This window comes from Thalassotalea litorea (assembly GCF_043642205.1).
GTDB lineage: Bacteria > Pseudomonadota > Gammaproteobacteria > Enterobacterales > Alteromonadaceae > Thalassotalea_A > Thalassotalea_A litorea.
In genome coordinates, this window is the sequence record NZ_JBHZSG010000009.1 from 85,914 (window position 1) to 107,828 (window position 21,915).

At 43.4% G+C, this 21,915-nt stretch carries 20 protein-coding genes; 8 read left to right on the forward strand and 12 right to left on the reverse strand.

Annotated elements, in window-relative coordinates; genetic code table 11:
* The first annotated feature begins 204 nt into the window (after positions 1-204).
* Together ACHUFQ_RS06820 and ACHUFQ_RS06825 are read left to right on the forward strand one after the other, a co-directional pair.
* Complete coding sequence (locus ACHUFQ_RS06820) at positions 205-2,256, forward strand: TonB-dependent receptor (RefSeq protein ID WP_394174183.1); 2,052 nt, start codon at positions 205-207, stop codon at positions 2,254-2,256.
* A gap of 200 nt (positions 2,257-2,456) precedes the next feature.
* Positions 2,457-2,897: an SRPBCC family protein gene (locus ACHUFQ_RS06825; RefSeq protein ID WP_394174184.1), complete on the forward strand. Its 441-nt coding sequence runs from the start codon at positions 2,457-2,459 to the stop codon at positions 2,895-2,897.
* Positions 2,898-2,983: 86 nt separating this feature from the next.
* Here the strand turns inward: ACHUFQ_RS06825 and ACHUFQ_RS06830 are convergent, their stop codons facing one another.
* Together ACHUFQ_RS06830 and fadE are read right to left on the reverse strand one after the other, a co-directional pair.
* Positions 2,984-3,364 (reverse strand): hypothetical protein, encoded by a 381-nt coding sequence (locus tag ACHUFQ_RS06830; protein WP_394174186.1) that lies wholly within the window; start codon positions 3,362-3,364, stop codon positions 2,984-2,986.
* A gap of 139 nt (positions 3,365-3,503) precedes the next feature.
* The gene (gene fadE, locus ACHUFQ_RS06835) at positions 3,504-5,972 is read right to left on the reverse strand and encodes an acyl-CoA dehydrogenase FadE (protein ID WP_394174188.1); all 2,469 of its coding nucleotides are present in this window, start codon (positions 5,970-5,972) and stop codon (positions 3,504-3,506) included.
* 194 nt (positions 5,973-6,166) lie between these two features.
* Here fadE and ACHUFQ_RS06840 point away from each other — a divergent pair, with 194 nt between their 5' ends.
* Positions 6,167-6,952, forward strand: coding sequence for a class II glutamine amidotransferase (locus ACHUFQ_RS06840; protein WP_394174190.1), 786 nt, complete (start codon positions 6,167-6,169; stop codon positions 6,950-6,952).
* Positions 6,953-7,217: 265 nt separating this feature from the next.
* Here the strand turns inward: ACHUFQ_RS06840 and ACHUFQ_RS06845 are convergent, their stop codons facing one another.
* The 4 genes from ACHUFQ_RS06845 to purM form a co-directional block, all read right to left on the reverse strand.
* Positions 7,218-8,021 carry a hypothetical protein gene (locus tag ACHUFQ_RS06845; RefSeq protein WP_394174191.1) on the reverse strand — a complete coding sequence of 268 codons (804 nt, stop codon included), beginning with the start codon at positions 8,019-8,021 and terminating at the stop codon, positions 7,218-7,220.
* Positions 8,022-8,193: 172 nt separating this feature from the next.
* Positions 8,194-8,982: a DUF3108 domain-containing protein gene (locus ACHUFQ_RS06850; protein ID WP_394174193.1), complete on the reverse strand. Its 789-nt coding sequence runs from the start codon at positions 8,980-8,982 to the stop codon at positions 8,194-8,196.
* Between the two features lie 97 nt (positions 8,983-9,079).
* Positions 9,080-9,730 carry a phosphoribosylglycinamide formyltransferase gene (purN, locus tag ACHUFQ_RS06855; RefSeq protein ID WP_394174195.1) on the reverse strand — a complete coding sequence of 217 codons (651 nt, stop codon included), beginning with the start codon at positions 9,728-9,730 and terminating at the stop codon, positions 9,080-9,082.
* On the reverse strand, positions 9,731-10,771 hold the full coding sequence (gene purM, locus ACHUFQ_RS06860; RefSeq protein ID WP_394174197.1) for a phosphoribosylformylglycinamidine cyclo-ligase: 1,041 nt from the start codon (positions 10,769-10,771) through the stop codon (positions 9,731-9,733). It lies immediately after the preceding gene.
* Positions 10,772-11,187: 416 nt separating this feature from the next.
* Between purM and ACHUFQ_RS06865 the strand changes: the two genes are divergently transcribed.
* A complete protein-coding gene (locus ACHUFQ_RS06865) occupies positions 11,188-12,219 on the forward strand; it encodes a DUF2066 domain-containing protein (protein ID WP_394174198.1) in 1,032 nt (343 codons plus the stop codon).
* Positions 12,219-12,923, forward strand: a complete 705-nt coding sequence (gene hda / locus ACHUFQ_RS06870; protein ID WP_394174200.1) for a DnaA regulatory inactivator Hda — start codon at positions 12,219-12,221, stop codon at positions 12,921-12,923. Before ACHUFQ_RS06865 ends, hda begins: the two co-directional genes overlap by 1 nt.
* A gap of 464 nt (positions 12,924-13,387) precedes the next feature.
* Here the strand turns inward: hda and ACHUFQ_RS06875 are convergent, their stop codons facing one another.
* The 4 genes from ACHUFQ_RS06875 to bepA are packed head-to-tail and all read right to left on the reverse strand — an operon-like array spanning position 13,388 to position 17,599.
* Positions 13,388-15,289: a hypothetical protein gene (locus ACHUFQ_RS06875; protein WP_394174202.1), complete on the reverse strand. Its 1,902-nt coding sequence runs from the start codon at positions 15,287-15,289 to the stop codon at positions 13,388-13,390.
* A gap of 17 nt (positions 15,290-15,306) precedes the next feature.
* Positions 15,307-15,705 (reverse strand): DUF2069 domain-containing protein, encoded by a 399-nt coding sequence (locus tag ACHUFQ_RS06880; RefSeq protein ID WP_394174204.1) that lies wholly within the window; start codon positions 15,703-15,705, stop codon positions 15,307-15,309.
* Positions 15,706-15,725: 20 nt separating this feature from the next.
* Entirely contained in the window at positions 15,726-16,079 is a 354-nt protein-coding gene (gene arsC, locus ACHUFQ_RS06885) for an arsenate reductase (glutaredoxin) (protein ID WP_394174206.1), read from the reverse strand.
* A gap of 53 nt (positions 16,080-16,132) precedes the next feature.
* Positions 16,133-17,599: a beta-barrel assembly-enhancing protease gene (bepA, locus tag ACHUFQ_RS06890; protein WP_394174207.1), complete on the reverse strand. Its 1,467-nt coding sequence runs from the start codon at positions 17,597-17,599 to the stop codon at positions 16,133-16,135.
* A gap of 255 nt (positions 17,600-17,854) precedes the next feature.
* Between bepA and ACHUFQ_RS06895 the strand changes: the two genes are divergently transcribed.
* Together ACHUFQ_RS06895 and ACHUFQ_RS06900 are read left to right on the forward strand one after the other, a co-directional pair.
* The gene (locus ACHUFQ_RS06895; protein WP_394174209.1) at positions 17,855-18,094 is read left to right on the forward strand and encodes a sulfurtransferase TusA family protein; all 240 of its coding nucleotides are present in this window, start codon (positions 17,855-17,857) and stop codon (positions 18,092-18,094) included.
* Positions 18,087-19,160 (forward strand): AI-2E family transporter, encoded by a 1,074-nt coding sequence (locus ACHUFQ_RS06900; protein WP_394174211.1) that lies wholly within the window; start codon positions 18,087-18,089, stop codon positions 19,158-19,160. The genes ACHUFQ_RS06895 and ACHUFQ_RS06900 overlap by 8 nt, the downstream gene beginning before the upstream one ends.
* An 85-nt stretch (positions 19,161-19,245) precedes the next feature.
* Here the strand turns inward: ACHUFQ_RS06900 and bcp are convergent, their stop codons facing one another.
* Together bcp and ACHUFQ_RS06910 are read right to left on the reverse strand one after the other, a co-directional pair.
* Positions 19,246-19,713: a thioredoxin-dependent thiol peroxidase gene (bcp, locus tag ACHUFQ_RS06905; RefSeq protein ID WP_394174213.1), complete on the reverse strand. Its 468-nt coding sequence runs from the start codon at positions 19,711-19,713 to the stop codon at positions 19,246-19,248.
* Positions 19,714-19,741: 28 nt separating this feature from the next.
* On the reverse strand, positions 19,742-20,254 hold the full coding sequence (locus ACHUFQ_RS06910) for a glycine cleavage system protein R (protein ID WP_394174215.1): 513 nt from the start codon (positions 20,252-20,254) through the stop codon (positions 19,742-19,744).
* Positions 20,255-20,670: 416 nt separating this feature from the next.
* Here ACHUFQ_RS06910 and bamC point away from each other — a divergent pair, with 416 nt between their 5' ends.
* On the forward strand, positions 20,671-21,729 hold the full coding sequence (gene bamC / locus ACHUFQ_RS06915; protein WP_394174217.1) for an outer membrane protein assembly factor BamC: 1,059 nt from the start codon (positions 20,671-20,673) through the stop codon (positions 21,727-21,729).
* Positions 21,730-21,915: the final 186 nt, after the last annotated feature.

A 21,915-nucleotide genomic window follows, 5' to 3' on the forward strand; every position in this document is an offset into this window, starting at 1 on the left:
TCTTTGAAGTTTAAGCATAGGTGTATCAATGCGCGTATCTTACGTTCTTATCCACAAATTTTTAGAATCAATAATTACGCTCAATTTTTTTACCGAGGATTCATCGACTGTATTAATCTTAAAGCGTGTCCTATATTTTAATGCAACTGTATAAATCTATTGGATTTTTCCTGGATAATCCCTAACTAAAGACATGGATGTTAAATGAAAACGTTTTTTATCTTTTTGGCTATGTCACAATTTTCCTCAGCCGCTTATACGTTTGAACAAGATATCGAAACTATCATCGTTGAAGGACGCCAGGTTAACCTGTCAGGCAGTGCGGTAACCGCATCTGAAGGTGTGGTGGGGCAACAAGAAATACATATCAGACCCTTGTCCAGAACCGGCGATGTTTTGGAGTTGGTTCCAGGTATGGTTGTTACGCAACACAGTGGCAGTGGCAAAGCAAATCAGTATTTTTTGCGTGGTTTTAATTTAGATCACGGCACTGATTTTGCGACGTTTGTTGATGGTATGCCCGTGAATCTTCGTAGCCATGGACATGGACAGGGCTACACCGATCTTAACTTTGTCATTCCTGAGACCATCGGAAAACTGGCCTATAAAAAAGGCGCGTATTACGCAGATATTGGCGATTTTAGCGGTGCTGGTGGTGTTCATATGACAACCGCGAGTACCCTTAACCATAACGTCGCTAGTTTAGGCTTAGGGGAGAATGGATATCAGCGGGCTTTACTGATGAATGCCGTTACAGGGCAACGTAGTAATACAATGTTTGCTGTTGAAGGTCATTATTACGATGGTCCCTGGACGGATATCGACGAAGATATTGAAAAGTTTAACGTACTGCTTAAACACGAGCAGGCATTGCAAAATGGCAAGTTGTCGTTTTCATTAATGGCATATCAGAATCAATGGAATAGCGCCGATCAAATACCAACGAGAGCCGTAACACAAGGTTTTATTGACGACTTGGGTTCAATTGACGATAGCGTTGGTGGTGAATCCAGCCGTTATAGCTTGAGTGCAAGTTGGATCACAGATCAGTGGCGTGGTTCGGCCTATGTGATTTCCTATGATTTGAATCTTTGGTCCAATTTTACCTATTTTCTTGATGACGAAACCAATGGCGATCAGTTTGAGCAGGTCGATCAGCGACATTTGTATGGTGGTCAGCTTGAATATCAGTTTCAATTTGCTGTTGGTCAATACCCGAGTAGCAACCGTGTAGGCTTTGAGTATCGATATGATGACATCGATGAGGTTGGCCTGTATCAGACGCAAGCACGCAAACGACTTGGTGTAACCCGCAGTGATGAAATAGAGCAATTCAACACAAGCGCCTATTGGGAGAATAGCATTCACTGGATGGATGATTTTCGAACGGTTATTGGTTTACGTTACGATTACCTGAATTTTGATGTTTCTGATACCGCCGGTATCAATCGCTTTGGTATTGATTTAAGTGCCAACGATGGAACCGCCAGCGATGACCTGTTGTCGTTAAAAGCCAGCGTGATTTATGATTTCACTGAGGGTTGGGAAGGCTATGCTTCTGCGGGACAGGGCTTTCATTCAAATGATGCCAGGGGAACGACGATTACCATTGATCCGATTGATGGAACTATGGCCGACACCGTCGATCCGTTAGTACGCTCTACCGATTATGAACTAGGGATCCGTGGATTTATTGGAGACACCATCAATACGTCGCTGGCATTGTGGCGGCTGGACCTTGATAGTGAACTACTGTTTGTCGGTGATGCTGGCAACACCGAGGTTGCCAGACCTTCCAGGCGTCAAGGGATAGAGTGGGTGGCTTACTATTACTTTACGCCATTCCTAAGTACCGATTTTGAATACGCTTATACCGATGCAAGTTTTCAAGGTAGCTCTACAGAGGGTAATCAAATTCCTGGCGCCGTCAAAGATGTCATTCAAGCCGGACTAAATCTGCATATGGACGAGTCTTGGTTTGGTAGTTTACGTTTTCGCTATTTTGGTAAGCGGCCGCTAACGGAAGATGGTAGCGAGTATTCAGGCAAGACGGCTAGCTGGAATACACGGATAGGCTATGACAACAATAATTGGCGAGTCTCCGTCGATGTTTTTAATTTGTTTAACAGCCGCGATCACGACATTGATTATTTTTATGAGTCAAAATTAATGGCGGAAAGTATCGGGGTAGAAGATGTTCATTTTCACCCAATAGAACCAAGAACGGTCAGGCTCGCGTTCGAAATTAAGTATTAACCAAAAGCGTTAAGGCTATATTGACGACAACCTGTTGTTGGTCATCCTTCACCTCAAATATTACGCCGGTTAGTACAGCACCTTTAGCATAGTACTAAGTTGCAGGGATTCGTTTAAGCAACGATATAGGTGTGGAATTTCTCGGTAGCATTGAGGATCTTACTATATAGTTAAATCATAACATTGAAAGGCTTAATGGAATGAAATACACATTGGAAATCGATATTGCGTTGCCCGTCGACAGAGTTATAGAGCTGTTCGACAACCCTCACAATTTAAAAAAGTGGCAGCCAGATCTGATCAGCTTCGAAACCATTAGTGGTGTTCCAGGAGAAGAGGGGACTGAATCGAGATTATTGTATCGCATGGGGAATAAAGAAATTGCGATGACCGAAACCATTACGGTTAAACAGCTACCACAGCAGTTCAGTGGTGTTTATGAAACGGATAATGTCTGGAATTTGGTGGACAATACCTTTATCCCGTTATCGGAAAACCAAACTCGATGGATCGTGAAAAATGAGTTTAAATGCAGTGGTTTTGTGAAATTAATGATGATGTTAATGCCGGGTATGTTTAAGAAACAGTCGAATCGTTATATGGAGCAGTTTAAAGAATTTGCAGAAACGCAGGTAAGTTAGAATAGGCAGCAGTTATCTTAATCCTGAACTCTTTGTAATGCCATTCAGATTGCAAAAAGGCGCTAATTAAGCGCCTTTTTTGATGGTTAAACCCCATCGAAGTCGATTACATAAGCACCTGCATGGCACCGCAACAATGTTGTGCAGCTACCGTAATTGCGGAGCCTTTCGCATGGGGCTAAGACAATGGCGTTGCCACCCAGCTCCTGAGTATCGGCTTTCAATTGTCTTTCCAGATGTTTAAACGAAGGCGCAGGCTCTATGTTGTCGGTATGACAGTATTCTTCGTTGAGAGATCCTAAGTATCTGTGGTTGTAGCTCATTAATTCTTCGAAGCTGTATGTTTCAACTTTTCCCGCGCGAAATCCTGTTTCCACCCATTCTCCACTATTGCTGGAAATACGAATGTTAGAACAACCGGTTAGTAATAAAATTAAGGCGATAAGCTTCAACGGAATAGCGCGCATGTTGACTCTCTTTTGTTGTCTTTATTAGTTACGAAAATCATAGTAACCAATTCAGTCCTATAAGAAAAGTTTGTCATTAACGTTTTGATAAGACATAAAAAAAAGGCGCAAGATGCGCCTTTTGAGTTGTTAAAGCAGATTATGCTGCTTTAACGGATGTCTTGCCTTCTTTGATTTTCAGATGACGTTCTTTATCAACAACTAAATCAATGGGGTCGAAATCATCAACATTGATGGTTTGCAAACGACCTTCTTCGGTGATGCGAAGCTGTTGTGCTTCGGTATCATCAATCCAGCCATTCTCGAGCGCTTCTTCCGCAAGCTTATCAAGGTTGATAAGCGGGATACGCTTACCAGCTTGCTTAGAAATCTTGGCTAGAATCGCTTCACTCTTGATTACGTTGTCTAGCGTTAATTCAAGCTTGCCTATGATGTTTCCATCTTCTTTATTCAGGTACTGACCTGCACCTAAGCGGTCACGAGCAGCGCCTGGAGTTTGCAAGATTCTGGCAATCTTATGATCAAGCTTATCTGAAGGCTTGCTCAAGTGACTACCAAATGGCAATACCACAACGCGGAATAAAGCGGCAAATACACGATTTGGGAAGTTACTGATTAACTCGTCTATGGCTTGTTGAGTCTTGTACAAGCTATCTTCAACGGCCCACATCATTAACGCTTCGTCTTCTTTTTGACGACCTTCATCGTTAAAACGCTTCAACGTTGCAGACGCTAAGTACATGTAACTCAGAATATCACCAAGACGCGCAGAGATACGCTCACGACGTTTCAAGTCGCCACCCAGCGCTGCCATTGAAAAATCTGACAGGAAGGCCATATTAGAGCTAAAACGTGTTAACAACTGATAATAACGCTTGGTTTTATCGTTATATGGTGATTTCTTAAAGCGAGCTCCCGTTAGTGAGAACCAGATTGAGCGAACCATGTTAGAGATGGTAAAACCAACGTGACCAAACAATGCCGCATCAAAATCGTCTAACGCTTTATTAAAATCTGGATTCGCTGCAGCTTCCATTTCCGCCAATACATAAGGATGACAGCGGATTGCGCCCTGACCGTAAATAATCATGTTGCGAGTCAGAATGTTTGCGCCTTCTACTGTGATAGCAATCGGTGCGCCTTGATAACCACGGCCCAGGTAGTTGTTTGGCCCTAAACATACGCCTTTACCACCATGAATATCCATCGCATCGTTGATGCATTCGCGCATTTTCTCGGTTAGGTGATATTTACAGATTGCCGAGATTACCGACGGTTTTTCGCCTAAATCGATGGCACCGGTAGACATCGTTGTTACCGCATCCATCAGGTAAGCGTTTCCGCCAATACGACCCATGGCTTCTTCGATACCTTCCATTTTGCCAATAGGCAGTTTGAACTGGCGACGAATGTGTGCGTAAGCACCAGTAGCCAAAGCCGCCGTTTTTACACCACCGGCTGAGTTTGAAGGAAGGGTGATTGCACGACCAACCGACAAACACTCAACTAGCATGCGCCAGCCCTGACCAGCCATTTCTTTACCACCGATGATGAAATCAAGTGGCACAAAAACGTCTTTACCCTGAGTTGGACCATTTTGGAAGGTCACGTTCAATGGGAAATGACGACGACCAGTGACCACACCGTCAATATCGGTTGGGATCAATGCACAGGTAATACCCAATTCTTCGGTATCACCGATCAGGCCGTCAGGATCGCGCAGTTTAAACGCCAGACCTAAAATGGTCGCAACTGGTGCCAGTGTTATGTAACGCTTGTTCCAGGTAAGGCGCATGCCCAACACCTCTTTACCTTCGAACTCGCCTTTACAAACAATCCCGTAATCTGGAATTGCACCGGCATCAGAACCTGCTTCCGGAGAAGTCAGGGCGAAACATGGAATTTCTTCCCCGGTAACAAGACGCGGCAAATAATGGTCTTGTTGTTCTTTAGTACCATAGTGTTGCAGTAATTCACCTGGTCCTAAGGAGTTTGGTACACCAACAGTACTGGAAAGTACGGCTGATACACTGGAAAGTTTTTGCAATACGCGAGATTGTGCGTAGGCGCTAAATTCTAAACCGCCATATTGCTTTTTGATGATCATCGCAAAGAATTTATGATCTTTGAGATATTGCCAGACTTCTGGCGTAAGATCGGTTAGCTCGTGAGTGGTTTCCCAGTCATCACACATGCGACAGACTTCTTCAACCGGGCCATCCAGGAATGCTTGCTCTTCGGCACTCAGGCGAGGTTGCGGATAGTTGTGCATTTTCTGCCAGTCTGGATCACCCTTGAACAGATCCGCTTCAAACCAGGTGGTACCGGCATTGATAGCTTCACGCTCGGTGGTAGACATTTCCGGCATGATTTTTCGGAAAACGTTCAGCACTTTGCCACTGATGAGTTGTTTGCGAATGCTTGAAACATTCAATGGTATGGCGATTGCAGCAAAGATTACCCAGCTTACCAAGCCGGTAACGTCGAAAATATTGCCCGCTAAAAGCAATACAGCATAACCCAATGTAAACATCCCCAGAGATGCACGGGTATATGCCAGATAGGTTGTGACAGCAGCAAAGGCTGCCCACCAGATGAGATACTCCACAATAGCTCCTTAACTTGTATGAGGTCAGACCACTTATCTAAGGATAATTATAAAGCGGCGGGTTTTCAATGGTTATTTTAAGCTTCTTTGGAAAAATAGAGATAAAAAGTGTAAATGACGTGTTTACAGTGTTAAATTTCAGAGGCAAAGTTTTCATATATTTAACGTGCAAGTTTCAATACTAAAGGTGAGCCATGTGTGAATTATTGGCAATGAGTGCCAATGTACCAACCGATATTGTATTTAGTTTTACCGGCTTAATTGAAAGGGGGGGCAAAACCGGACCCCATAAAGATGGTTGGGGGATTACTTTCTATGAAGGCAAAGGCTGTCGAACATTCAGAGACCCTTTACCAAGTGCAACATCACGTGTTGCCCGGTTAGTAAAAGAGTATCCGATTAAAAGTGAAGCCGTGATTTGTCATATTCGTCAAGCAAACGTAGGCCGCATATCTCTGGAAAATACCCACCCATTTGTACGACAACTATGGGGACGAAATATAACCTTTGCTCATAATGGTCAGCTCAAAGACTACAAAGAAGCCCTTGAGACCTCCTGGCATGAAGCCGTCGGGGAAAGTGATAGTGAACAGATTTTTTGCTTTATCCTCGAACAATTAATAAACACCTATGGCCGTGAGAAACCGCCGACAGATGAATTGTTCAATACCCTGACGGCATTGTGCCAAAAAATCAATCAATATGGCGTGTTCAATACCATTATGTCCGATGGCGAATTTGTATTTTGCTATTGCGATACCAAATTGCATTGGATCACCCGACGGGCTCCGTTTGGTCCTGCAAAGCTCATCGATACCGAAATGTTGGTAGATTTCAAAGAAGAAACCACCCCCAATGATGTCGTGACGATTATTGCTACACAGCCGCTTACCAACGATGAATCCTGGCACAAAATGGCCAAAGGCGAAGCAATCTTGTTCAAGCTCGGAGAAGTAATAGAACAGCACACCAACAACTAAATCGTATGGGGTCAGAGTCAATTACCATTATATCAATGTGATAAATATCAATGAGTTAGGGTTGATAAGTGAATGACTCTGTCCCTTTAAGGTTTGTTTAAGGGGACAGAGTCATTCTGGAATGAGGTTTAATCATTTGAAATATATAGAAATTATATTTTAATAATTGACTCTGACCCTTAATCTAATCCCATCTCGGATAGCCTTGGATCTGATTATCGTTACAAGGAAAACTAACCTTTGTATGTGATCAGGACTTAGTGATTTACTTAGGTGCTTCGTAGGTAGATATGAATTCCCATTCTTCATTGGTCAAAAGGGGTTGATTAGCATCCTTGCGAATCAGATTTATCACTCTGTCAGGCCATTCTATATGTTTCCAGCGAGAGTTTAAATCATGTGCTTGCGGAGCCGAGCTTTTCCCAGTAAATGAGGATCCCCCTCCTTGAATCGATATTTTAGGCTGGATGTCATCTAGCAAATTAAGTTTGTTTAAAAATTTTTTTCGATAGCCCGTGCTTGTAAGCCATAAATCAAAATCCCAAACAAGCCAATCGGCGTTGACTGTATTTTGCCAGAGTCTATAGTCAACTATCCTTTCGTCGATTCTCATGTCCCCTCGATCGAGTCCAACGGAAGCTTGTTTTATAGAATGGGTTAGCCGAGAGGCAATGATGTTAAGTAATTTTCTTTTAACCGATATTTTATAAGCTTTTGCTGGGACATACTTATCTCTGGGCTCAGGCAAATAATCTTCCAGAGAGATTACTACATTGTCTGCATGCTTTAATAAAGGCTTAATTTGACGGATCCTTTTAATAAACCAAATACAGCCATAGAAGTTTACTTCATTTAGTAAGATGGTCTTTCCTGAATGAGTTTGATAAACCTGATAATTGAGGCTTGATAAAGTAACGCTTGAACGCTCTAACGAATTGGCAAGCCAATTTATCAAGGCATGATTGCCGCTACGCCGAAGTCCGCTAATAACGTAAACATTTTTATTCCTAAAATAAAAACTTACATACAGGTGAACCAAGTATCCAAAGAGTTTTTTCAATATGTCCATATATCTTCTGTTTTAGGTGGGGGCTAACGTTTTGAATATATTTGAACTTTAGCATGATATTCAACATGTGCAAGACTTAGGTGGCTTATCCGATAAGTGACAAATTTTCAGAATTTAGTTGTTACACAGTTATTAATTTAGAAGACTGGAACACAGCAAAAAAGCCTATTTGCTAGGGTTCTTCAATTGGCGCTATGGCGTCGTCAGCTTCTTCTTCCGTCTGGTCCAGGCTGACGAGCTCTGCCTGAACTTGTTGATAGCTGCCTTCTATTTGGTGGAGTTTAACTAACAGGTAATTAAGCTTTGGTGCAAACCAGGCATAGGTGACTTTTTCATCATTCTTGCGGCGGCGCAATTTTACAGTGTCGACCAATCCATAGGGCAGCATAAGTTCTTCTTCGCCAACGTATTCAAACGCATATTCACGAACTTTTCCTGACGTGGAAAGGATAGGAAAGCGATAACGGTCAACGCCATTGATGAGATTAAATCGGGATTGTAGATGAAAGCTGAGTTTGCTTTGCAATCCTTCCGGCCAGTCGATATCCACGGTTTTTTCTTTTTTTAGATCCGTTGCCTGCGAATTTTCTTTATCGAACTGCCAGTGATAATACTTATCTTTACCGGTACCTTCGCGAATGGATTCATAAGTAAGCGGGATCACCCGACCATCTTCAATTTTATTGGTGGTTATTTCTTTGCGTTTATCTTTGAGGATCATCCATTTGATTTTGGTTTCATAGCTAAACTCCACTGAACCATCATCATGATTGACCAGGGCTCTGGTGGCTTTACCAACGATGTCTCCACCGTGAACGATATTGTATTTTGCGACAAAATCGGGGATCTTACTGACGATTTCTCGTGTTTCAGCCGATGCAGTCTGGTTGGCAAGGGTGGGTAAGGAAAGGAGCGACAGACTCGACACCAGGGTGAGAAAGAATTTGGTACGATAGGTCATGAGCGCTCCTTATTGGTATTAGCTTTCGGTATATAGATTCGAAACTACCAATGAAGGGAAGTTCAATAATTATTGCGAATAATTACGATAAATCACCTTATTCTTCATTGGCATAGCCGTTTTCGGCCAGGGGCTTATTATCAAGGATGGCACAATTTTCCGACATTGTTAAGCGATCCTGACAAAACCAGTTCACCACAAGTGGATAAATGCGATGTTCCTGTTCATGGACACGAGCCGCTAAGTCAGATGCGGTATCTTCTTCAAATACCGGTACTTTTGCCTGCAATATCACCGGACCACCATCAAGCTCTTCTGTCACAAAGTGGACACTGACGCCATGGGTTTTATCGCCGGCATCAATCGCACGCTGATGGGTATTGAGTCCCTGGTATTTAGGTAGCAACGAAGGGTGGATGTTCAGCAATTTGCCCTGATAGTGTTGCACAAACTCTGGTGTGAGTATACGCATAAACCCTGCTAAAACGACCAAATCAGGTTGATAAGTATCGATATTTTTAATCAGGTTTTGATCGTAAATTTCACGGCTGGCAAATTCTTTGTGAGATAACACTTCGTTGGCGATGTCTGCATTTTTGGCGCGGGTTAAGCCGTACGCGTCTGCTATGTTGGAGATTACCCCGACAACATCACCATGGACTTGCTCAGCATTGCAGGCATCGATGATTGCCTGCAAATTGCTACCACTGCCTGAGATCAGAACGACAATTCGTTTTTTTCCAGACATTTATTTAATTACCACCTGCTCATCACCTTCCACAGCGTCTTCGATGGCACCTATGTGCCAAGCATTTTCGCCATTGGCTGTTAAGATTTCCAGGCTTTGTTCGAGCTTGTCAGCAGGAACCGCGAGGATCATACCAACACCACAGTTGAAGGTACGGTACATCTCATGCTCAGTGATGTTGCCTTTTTCCCTTAACCAGTTGAAGATTTCAGGCCATTGCCAGCTTGAACCGTCGATTACAGCTTTGCTACCCGCTGGTAATACGCGGGGAATATTTTCCCAAAAACCACCACCGGTAATGTGCGATAGGGCGTTTACTTTTACGTCTTTTAGCAGCGCAAGCGTTGATTTAACGTAAATCTTAGTAGGCTCAAGCAAGTGTTCAGCAATCGACTTGCCCGCGAGTAGCTCGTTGGTATCGGTATTGTTTACTTCCAATACTTTGCGAATCAAAGAAAAGCCGTTTGAGTGAGGGCCTGAAGAGGCAAGGGCGATTAACTGGTCGCCAGCGGCAACGTCTTCACCCGTGATAAGTTCAGACTTTTCAGCAACGCCAACACAAAAACCTGCGATGTCATAATCACCTGCATGATACATGCCCGGCATTTCAGCCGTTTCACCGCCAACTAAAGCACAGCCAGATTGCACACAGCCTTCGGCAATGCCAGCAACAACATCAGATGCTACGTCAACATCCAACTTACCGGTAGCATAGTAGTCTAAGAAGAATAATGGCTCAGCACCTTGCACGAGCAGATCATTTACGCACATAGCTACCAGATCGATACCAACGGTATCGTGCTTTTTCAGGTCGATGGCAAGACGAAGTTTCGTGCCGACACCGTCTGTCCCCGAAATAAGAACTGGCTCTTTGTAGCCTGCTGGTAATTGACATACTGCGCCAAAACCGCCTAAACCACCCATCACTTCAGGGCGTTGTGTGCGTTTTACCGCACCTTTTATGTTTTCAACTAAGGCATTACCTGCATCGATATCAACACCGGCATCTTTATAGCTAAGAGATTGTTTCTGCTCGCTCACTTCGAACCCTTATTTAATGACTGTTCATTTGGGGATTGATCTTTCTTTGTCTGTCTTAATCACTCTGATTCCTGCAAAAAGTTAAGTTCACAGAGTGCTGCTTGTAAAACATTGATTGCAATTTTCTTCAAACTTCATAATATGCAAGTGTATCCATTCGCAACATACGATTGAATTTTGTAGAAATCACCGCCAGTTTGTCGATAAAACAAACAACAAAGTTCAACAGTCCCCTCGTTACACTGGTAAAAATTGCGGTTATTCTACCAGCGCAGCGCACTGGTTAAAATCTCTGTGAGAAAATATTTTCTTTTCTTGGTTAAATTCTTGGTCTTTATGATAATATTCGCCCTATGAAAATGATAAAAATTTTGTGTAAACGCATCACCATAAGTTTTTTACTTGTTGGCTTGAACGTGGCAACAGTGAATGCTGTTCAGGTTGATGATTTGTACCAGGGACAGGTGAGTGTTCCCAGTCAGTCTTCCCAATCCAGGCAACAGGCAGTGCGAGATGCATTTCGACAAGTGCTGGTTAAAATCGCCGGTAGCGAATCCGTTGCCAGTAGCAGCACCTTGGCCTCAGCGTTACGCCGTCCGGATAATTATTTAAGTCAATTTAGTTATGCCCAGCAGGAACGCCAAACCTATTTAATTGCTGACTTTGATCAGGATAAAGTCAATTTGCTGCTGCAAAAAGCACAGGTAGGAATTTGGGGGAAGCATCGACCACTCATTACCGTTTGGTTTATTGAAGAACAGGGCAATCGTCGTTCGATTATTGCCGATTCTTCGCCGGAGCCTGTCGTCGCTAACTTTAAAGAGCAGGCCAGCATGTACGGTTTGCCGGTTAACTTTCCATTGATGGATTTAACCGATGCTATGGAAGTATCCTCCGGTGATGTTTGGGGGCGATTTCAACAACCCTTGACACAAGCCTCTACACGCTATAATTCTGAAGCCATTGTGGTGGTTCGTCTATCGGACAATTCATTACTCGATTCTGCAAAGAAACAAGCGGATAGCCAGGCGAAAGCCATCGACTGGACGTTATTCGTCAATGGTCGTCGCGCATCAATGCGCTACGAAGGCAATGACAATACAGAGCTGGTTACCCAAGCGGTAAATGGTATAGCCCAATCTCTGTATGAGCAGAACTCGTATAGTGTTTCCACCGAGGCAAATAATTTTACCAAGATTGAAATTTTAAATGTTGATTCGATGAGTACATTTAAAGATGTTAAAACGTTTTTGGAGAGTTTGACGCAAGTTTCCAGCGTTCAACTGGTTTCCGTGCAAGGCTCGACCATGCTGTTCAATCTATCGTTATTGTCCAGTGAAGCCGCAATTAAACAGGCGCTAAAATTGGAAGGAAAGCTGGTTGAAGGCAGTGACCCGCTTGAACGAGGCCAGTCAGAGCAGATTAGCCGGTTTATTTGGAAGGGGTGATGTCGAAATACAATCAGCTGCCTCTTGCAGTTCATTTACCAGACGATGAAACGTTTAACAGTTTTTATTGTTCTGAGCCACAACCCTTAATTGCCAACCTGAAAGCGTTTGTTGAAGGGAAAAGCCAGAGCGCACACGGTTTTTATCTGTTTGGTCAAAAAGGCGTCGGTAAATCTCATTTACTGCACGCGACCTGCGCCTATGCCAGTCAATTAGGCTATAGCTCTGTGTGCTTACCATTGGCCGAATTGGTCGATATGTCGGTTGAAGTGTTGGCGGATTTAGAGCAAGTCGATGTTATTTGCCTTGATGACCTGCAGCTGATAGCGAAATCAAATTGCTGGCAACGGGCAATATTTGATTTATACAACCGAGTGATCGAGAACGATAAAAAGATTATTTTAAGTGGCAACGATAGTGCCGCACAATTAGGCATACGATTACCGGATTTATTGTCACGTATTACCTGGGGTATGGTCGATCAGGCGAAACCGTTAACGGATGACGAAAAAGTATCTGCGTTGATCCACCGTGCCAAATTACGGGGTATTGATTTAAATGATGAAACGGCTCGTTACCTGATTAATCGTTTGTCCAGGGATATGGCGTCATTAATCGATAGCCTCGACATTCTGGACAAAGCCTCAATCCGTGAGCAGCGCAAGATTACCATTCCATTTATCAAAAGCACACTTTTGAAGTAAATCCTCGCGAGAGATACCCCACACCTTAGGTATGACGATACGTTATTTCAGGCTAGGAAGGCGACACCGCACCTGCAACGTCATTTCGGCCTTTGAACCAAGCCATTTACGTCATTCCGGTCTACGAACCGGAATCTAAACCTTTAACGTAATCATATACCGAGAGATACCGAGCGCCTGAGGTATGACGATACGTTATTTCAGGCAAGGAAGGCGACACCGCACCTTCAACGTCATTCCGTCGACTAAACTGCAACTTAAACTTCCTGCGTCATTCCGGTCTACGAACCGGAATCTAAACCTTTAACGTAATCATATACCGAGAGATACCGGACGGCGGAGGTATGACGAAATGTCGTTTTCTGGCTTTCACTTTGCGTCACGACACAGTTAGCCTTGTAAGTTTGTTATGAAAACAAAAAAGGCCAATGCAGCTGGCCTATTTTAAATCAATTTTGGAGTCCCTACTGTTCCGGATCGGCGCGAAGATGTGGCTCATATTTCTGGAAAAGCACTGGCTGTTTGCTTGTGAATGTAGAGAAAGCTTCTGGGCGACTTCTAAGTTGTTCGCCATTTTCAGGGGTCAGCTCAAGGTTATCAATCCAGGATTGCCCTGGTGTCATTAATACCGGGGGCAACAAATCACCGGTGTGATTGTTGATATCAAATTCAGGCAATAACCGCTCTGTTACATAAATAGCCCTGGGCAGGATATCGTTGACCGCTACGCGGCCACGCTGGCCCCAGGTTACGATGTAATCATCGCCAGTAATATCATCTCCTGTGGGGACATTGGTTATTGCGGTGTCACGGCGAACATCAAAACGCAGTGCCATCATGGTCTCTTCAAATAAGATCGCCAGATCTTCTCGCGTTGTGGTGTAATTGTAAAAATCATTGGCGACGTCATTTTTGTAAAATTCTGCAACATCAGCCGGTAGATAGGCTTGTTGAGTGCTGTTTGCCTGAGCGCCCAAAAATCGTACTTCGGCAAGACCGAGCATTTCCTGACTTAACAAGGGGTAGATGTTGTTTAGTCGCTCTGAAATTTCACTGTATTGATTTGCAGCATCGAGAATGCGCATCGACGCTGAAAACGACGACCAGTCAGCAGGGCTCAAAAAGTCATTAGCATGAGCTAATTCGTGATAGAGCAAATCTGCTAAATCGTACTTAATGTCTTCTAAAGGACGGTTTTCACGGTCATTAGGTTCAAAAAAGAAACTCACGTATTCGTTGTCTTTGGTATAGCGCCATGGGATCACAAACTGTAAATCGCGACCAAAGTCTGCCCGGTAATCCGGCGCTTCATTGATGGTATCGCGCTCGTCAACGGTTAGCCACAGAGAATTTGGATCCAGGTAAATGGCTCCGGTTACCGTCCAATAAAAAGAAGGTCTGACATCATAAGAAATAACAATCGCGGTTGTTGCTCGCAACAGGTTTTTAAAATCGTTGAAGTTATCGTAGGCCTGAAGATATTGTTTAAATCTGTCGCCCATCCAGCGATGTGAGACAACAACTCGGTCCATAATATCATCAATGGTTGGGTTAAGTGTTTCCTGAGCCAACAAAGGCAGGGTAGAAAGCCGACAGGAGCTAGTTAGTTGGTTAGAGTACACACAATCGACCAATTCATTCCGATAAGGACCGTCGTTGTTATAGGGAAATACTGTTGCCAGTGGGGCGTCATCAAAATAGGCGTTATTGGCGATACCTGCTGTATTTTCGACCAATAAAGATACCGTATCTGTGTAAACCGTACCATCATTAGGATCTGTCATCGAAGCTTCAAGCTCAATCACCGTATCCTGGTTGACTTGTGGAGCGGTTAAAATTGCCACACGGTTGCTTTCATTACGATCATTAAAGCTGACATCAGGGCCTTTGGTTTGTTGCCAGGAAACATCCTGCTCTGCATAAGAGTCATCCAAAAATGCACGAAGTGATATGCCTCCGCCTTCAACCACACTGTGACCAAGGCGCGCGACCAGGGTAGGGGTGTCGGATGTCGCGCTAAAACTTACCGAGTCCTGATAACTTTGACCGTCACTTCGAAAGTCTACGGTAAAGCTATAATCACCGGCCTCAGGCACGGTGAAGGCCAGCACTTTACCTTCGGTATGAACCAGATTAGCACTGGCACCGCTGGTTTGTTGCCAGTGAATTTCACTAACGTCGCGTCGGTTGAGTAATAAAATTAACTCGACGGCGCTATCTTTGGCGATTACGGTATCGTTTAAAACGATATTATCACCGGTGATCGGATCCTGAGGCATAAAACCATCGTCGGAATCTGAACCGCCACCGCATGCGCAGAGGATTGGAACACTAATAAAAAATAAAGCCAGTCGATTCAGTTTCATTTTGGTTGATACCTCAGTTATTTCTTTTCTTTACCGTTCTTTTTTAATCCTAGACCCAGTTCCTGGCCTTTATATTTCGAATAATAGGTGCCGGCGAAAAACATCATGCTAGCAAGCAGCAATTCAACAACAGCGAGTAAACGTTCTTCTGGTGATACCCATAAGGTCGTCAGAGAATGGAGAAAATAGATCATCACAATAAAATTTGCCCAGGCGTATGTGTATGGGTTTCCTTTTATCATTCCTGGCAATGGGAACAATAGCGGGATCACAAACATTGCGACGGACAATACCGGCGACAGACCTTCGCTAGGGGATAGATACATCAGCCACAATGGCATAAATACCAGCAAGCCAAAATAGCCTGTCAGGGCAATACGTTTTAACGTCGGGGTCGAAAAGGTTTGTTTGCTCATGCGGATTTCATACTGCTAGGTTATTGTTCAATTAACGATAAGACGTTTTCAGGAGGACGACCGATACAGGCTTTGTCACCAAATACAACAATGGGTCTTTCCATTAATTTGGGGGTAGATACCATCGCATCCACAAGCACGTCTGCCTGACTGTCTTTACTTAAGCCAAGTTCCTTAAACTCAGATTCCTTGGTACGCATCATATCAAGTGGTGTTACGTTCAGACGCTTGGCAACATCTAAGAGCTGCTCTTTATTCAAAGGCTCTTTCAAGTATTCAACGATTTCCACGTCAACGTTTGCATCTTGCAATAATTGCAGGGTCTGGCGGCTTTTAGAACATCTGGGGTTATGATAAATCGTATATTGACTCATGATTGTCCTTTATAATATCTAACGGATGGAAATAGGAATGTGGATCAGTTGACCTACAAACGCTTCAATTGATTTTCTTGTTCCTGAAACTGCACGATTCTCGCTTTTATCCGCTTTTTCATCAAGGTTTGTTGATCGGCAAAGTTATAAGCGGTATGCAACTCATCAATGGCTTTCGGGTAGAGCCCTAAAAGTGCATAAACTTCTGCCTGACTGGCGTGCATCTGCGACGGTTTATCCTGTTTTCGGTAGGTTTCGGTGAGCAAATCATGAGCAATAAAATTACCTGGATTCAAGATCAGAAAATCCTGTAATAGATTGTTCGCCAAGGCATATTTTTCGGCATAAATTGCGCTATTGGCATAATTTAATGTCACTACCTGATTATTCGGCATTAGCAGGTTCAATCGTTCAAGCATGTTAAGTGCTTTATCGTACTTTTTCTGTTCAAGGTAAGTGTCGGTTAAACCATCAACAAAAAACAGATTATTCGGATGTTTCACCAGTAATTCAGTAAGTAACTCTTCCGCCGCATCGTATTGTTTATCGGCAAAATAAGACAACGCAAGCGCATATTCCGTCGCTTCTTTGGATTGATAGTTCTGGCGCCTAAGCTCCGCCGTAAATATTTTGATATTATTTTCTGGCTCCCCTGAATATCGAGAACGTAAGCGCGCCTTGGCTAACTCAAAATCAAGGCTGGCAGGCAATAATCTCGATGGGTATGCCTGAGCCCGGTTTCTCGAATCTGTGATCCTGGAGTCGGGCAGTGGATGGGTTAATAACATCGCCGGTGGCTTTGAGGTATAACGATACTTTGTTGACATCTTTTTGAAAAAGTCCGGCGCGCCGTTGGGATCAAAACCACTATTGGCGAGGATGGCCATACCGACTCGGTCAGCCTCTTTTTCATTACTGCGTGTGTAATTGATGCCTGCCTGAGCGCTGGCGGCGTTGGCGGACATCAGTGCCGCCATACCCGCTTCTGGATTCACCAGAGCAAGCAAAACACCGGTTACCATGCCGGCTAGCGTCCATGGTGTCGCTCTTGACTGAGCTTCCAGTTTACGGGCCAGATGTCGCTGAGTTACGTGGGCGATTTCGTGGGCAAGTACCGAGGCCAACTCACTCTCATTATCGGCCATGGTAAGCAACCCTGAGTGGACGCCAATATGACCGCCAAAAAATGCAAAGGCATTAATTTCCTTATTATTGACCAGGAAAAAATCAAACTTGTAATTCACGCCGTCAGCATTGCGAACCAGTGAATTACCTAAATGATTAATGTATTCGATAAGCACCGGATCTTGAATGAGCGGCATACTCGCACGAACCTGACGCATCATGGCATCGCCATAGATACGTTCTTTGTCCAATGATAAGGTCGATACCGCAGATGTACCAATTTCCGGAAGTTGGTTTTTGTTTTGCTGCGCCATCGACTGGCTTGCACCACCTAAGGTAAGTGTTAACAATAAAGTGGAGAAGAAAACTTTTGTTTTTTTATAGGCAATATTCATTAATACCCTAACTACAACCTTGATATCATGCGGATTAAAACTTTTAGAGCACCGACAGGCGGGATAGTTCAACGCTTTGCGGTATTAAACTTGCTCAGAGTTAGGCTTGCTATATTCGCCGATATGAATTCATTTTACAATTATTGTGCGAATTATTTGGTTGTAACGGGTACACTGGTTTTATTCTCTGCAGCATATTGATAATATTGGCGTTTCAAAGGCAGATCAAATGATATACAGTGTTCGGAGGTTTGCTTGTTATACGCCTTAGTTCTCGATGCCAGAGACTGGAAATGTCCGCGCCCGTTAATCGAAACCAAACTCGCCCTCAGGCGGTTATCACCGGGGCAAAAAATGCGTCTGATAATTTCTGACTCAGGTTCAAAACAAGATATCCCTAAATGGTTGTCCAGTGCTGGTTTCGAATACGCATTAATGCCTCTGCACGATGAGGTCATGGAAATTATAATTCTAAAGAGAGAGCTCGATGTTTAATTATATCGCCCAGTGGTATAAAGAAAAGTTTGCTGATCCCCACGCGGTTACCCTGTTTTTATTTTTGTCGCTATCTTTTGCGCTCCTCTACTTTTTTTCCGATCTGTTAATGCCAATTATGGTGGCAATTGCCATCGCATTTTTGCTGGAACAACCGGTACAAAGGGTGAGTAAGATTGGCCTTAACCGTAATAAATCGGTGATGCTGGTTATGCTGGTATTTTCTATCGTCGCCTTTACCGCAATATTCGGTTTAGTGCCGGTGTTATGGCAGCAGACCAGTAATCTGGTCCAGGAAGTGCCAAATATGATCAGCAAAGGTAATAACTACTTAATGACATTGCCCCAGCAATATCCCGAGATTGTGACCGAATCACAAATAGATACGTTAATCGGTTCGATAAAAGATAAGTTATTACAATGGGGGCAGGTAATACTGGAAGTATCGGTTAATTCTCTGTCAAATATCGTCGCCTTGTTGGTTTACCTGATATTGGTACCCATCATGGTGTTTTTCTTTTTAAAAGATAAAGATGAATTACTTAAGAGTGTGATCCGTTTCTTACCCAAGGAGCGTCGTTTAACCGCTCAGGTTGGCGCGGAAATGCATCAGCAAATTCACAACTACATTCGTGGTAAAGTTTTAGAAATTTTAATTATCGGAATCACCTCAACGATCATATTTATGTTACTGGGGCTGCGCTATCCGGTGTTACTGGGATCCCTGGTTGGATTATCTGTTTTGGTTCCGTATGTCGGGGCAACCGTTGTAACCATTCCTGTCTTTCTAGTTGGCCTGTTCCAGTGGGGCTTTAGCGCTCAGTTTGGTTATCTGGTTCTTTGGTATGGTATTATTCAAGCCGTGGATGGCAATATTTTGGTGCCGTTTTTATTCTCCGAAGCGGTTAACCTGCACCCGGTCGCCATTATTATTGCCGTCATATTGTTTGGTGGATTGTGGGGGTTTTGGGGGGTGTTTTTCGCGATACCTCTGGCAACGCTGGTTAAGGCGGTTGTTAATGCCTGGCCATCGACGTCGAAATCTGACGATCTCGTGTTGGAATAAGCTCCTGCAATAGCATTACTATCAGATTGTAAAAAACGCGTTAGTCACTGACACGACTGACGCGTTTTTTTGTCGTTAACCGGTACTATTTGATGCTATCGAGCACTACCTGGTGATGGTCTTTGGTTTTAAATTTATCAAATAATGTTTCGATAGTGCCGTCGAGGCCGACCAGAAATGACAAACGATGAATACCATCATATTCTCGACCCATAAATTTTTTCAGTCCCCACACTCCGAAGTCTTCCGCAACTTTGTGATCCACATCGGAAAGCAAGGTGAAGTTAAGCTCATCTCGCTGACAAAACTTATCCAGGCGTTTAACTTCATCCGGACTTATGCCCAAAATGACTGTGTCGAGCTTATCAAAATCGTCTTTGTGATTTCGTAATTCCTGAGCTTGTACCGTGCAACCGGGTGTCATCGCTTTCGGGTAAAAATAGATCAATACTTTCTTCTTGCCGATAAAGTCTGCTAAAGACACCGGGTTATTGTTTTGATCCGGTAGAGTAAATAAAGGGGCTTTTGCTCCGACTTGTAGTGGGCTTACCATAGTTGTTTCCTTTAACGTTACGTAAATGTCAGCTGTAATTGAGCTTGCCAATTATGCCGAGCCGCTGACACAATTGATTAAAATCGGGTGTTAAGGTTTTCCAGTCTGTCTTGTCATTAAATTTGAAGATGAGTTGGGATGAAATTTTTTCCGTAATTTTGTCTGCATTGGAACGAAGTGAAATTAAATCGAGATCACGTCGGGCAAAAAACTCGGTTACCTCTTTAAGTATGCCAGGGGCGTCTTTACCGCTAAACTCAACCGTTACCTGCTCGACATGGATGTCAGTGTGCAGGGAGTGCGTGCGCTGGATGATGGTTAACAATTGCATGGAATGGGCGAGCAGGGGAAGCCTGACTTCCAGTTGGTTGATCGCCGCCTTTGACCCAGAAACCAGCATAATGATCGAAAACTGATCACCAAAAATACCCATTCGACTGTCATCAATATTACAACCAAATTGCCAGACTAATTTTGTTAAGTCACTGACGATGCCGGTTTTGTCTTTGCCGATGGCCGTAAATACCAAACTTTGATTCATTTCAAGTGCTGAATGTTGCCCGAAGATTTATTGCTAAATATTAACACATTATTCGAACCCAGTTATTCAATTAAATCAGGTAAGTGTATGTAATGGAGTGGTTTAAATCGACTTTTATCGGGAACTAATTGATTATGTATTCGTCCAAAATAGCTAGCAGGGATGTTCTATCATTCACATAAGTGATATAACGACCACTAAATTGCCATTTAGTTGTTTTTTTGGGGCTTTCACTTAGCGTTGATTATGTTAAAGTAAGCGCCTATATCGATGATAGCTTCTACCCATGACGAAGAATGTGTAGGCAAATTAAGCCTGTCAAACAGGCATCGTTAGCACTTAATCGTCACTGGCACTAGACCTATAACAAGCAATAACAAGCAAGTAATTGCGGGCTTTATTCATCAGGAGTTTTAATGAATCGCCGAACTTTATATCTTTCACTACTGACCTTGGCCGTAAGCGCCTGCAGTACAGTAGAAACACGCAAACAGGCAAAAGGCGAATTTGACTACGTCAACCAAGACGTGCCCCAAGCGTTAATCATTCCCAATCACCTAACCCAGCCGGCAAAGGATTCGGAATATGACGTACCAGCGATAGAAGGCACATCTGGCCCAATAGGCAAAGCATTGGATATCCGTGCGCCGGCTCTGGTATTGCCGTTAGCATCGGGAAGTCGGGTTGATGAATTTGATAAGACTGCGCAGATTTGGTTTGACAAAATTGATGACGACAGCGACTTAGAAAACGTTGTGGTCAGTGCTATCGAGAATTATTTGCAGGAAGAGGGCGTAGGCCTGACCTCAAAGCAAGACACCAAATTGGAGTCTGATTGGTTTCATCAGGAAACTAAAAGTGGCTTTTGGTTGTGGGAAGATACACAAACTTCAGAAAGCTGGCGCTTTAAATATTCTTTGGTGACAAAACCTCATGGACGTAGCGTTGGTTTGAATGTCGATTTGATTGAGTATCAATCGAAGAAAAATGGCGATATCGATCCGATTGAAAAAGAACGTATCGAGATGGCGATGATTAATGCCGTTTCCGCACAGGTCGACTACGAATATCGATTAAACCTTCGGGATCAGCGTCTTGCAAAAGCCAATCGCAAGGTGGTTACTTTGACTGAAGTAGAAGGCCAGGCGGCCTATTTGGTTGATTACCCGCAGCAGGAATTTTGGGAGTTATTACCGGAGTTTTTCGAAAGGTACAATTTTTCCGTAACGGATCTTAACGAATCTAAGTTTGTCTATATGGTGAACTATGAGCGCAATGATCCAAGCTTATGGGACGGTATCTGGGGTGAAGATGTTGGGGTTATTGATTTAGAAGATGGTACCTATGAATTCCATTTAGAGTCTAAGCAAGATAAAACCTTATTGAAAATCATCAATGATCAGAAAGAAGTGTTGAGTGAGTCTGTCCTTGAAACCAATTTTGATATTATGTCCAGCGCGTTAACGTTTGATTAAGTGATGTTTTGAAACATTACGTTGATGCTTCGAACATAAACGTCAATAGTGAATAGCTAAAACGCCGATCCTATGATCGGCGTTTTAGGTTACTACTTGTCTGATTGTTATACCAATCACACTAAGTTTGTGCACAACTCAGAGTTAGGGCAGAGGTTCAGTTACAACATAGATTTTATTGATATA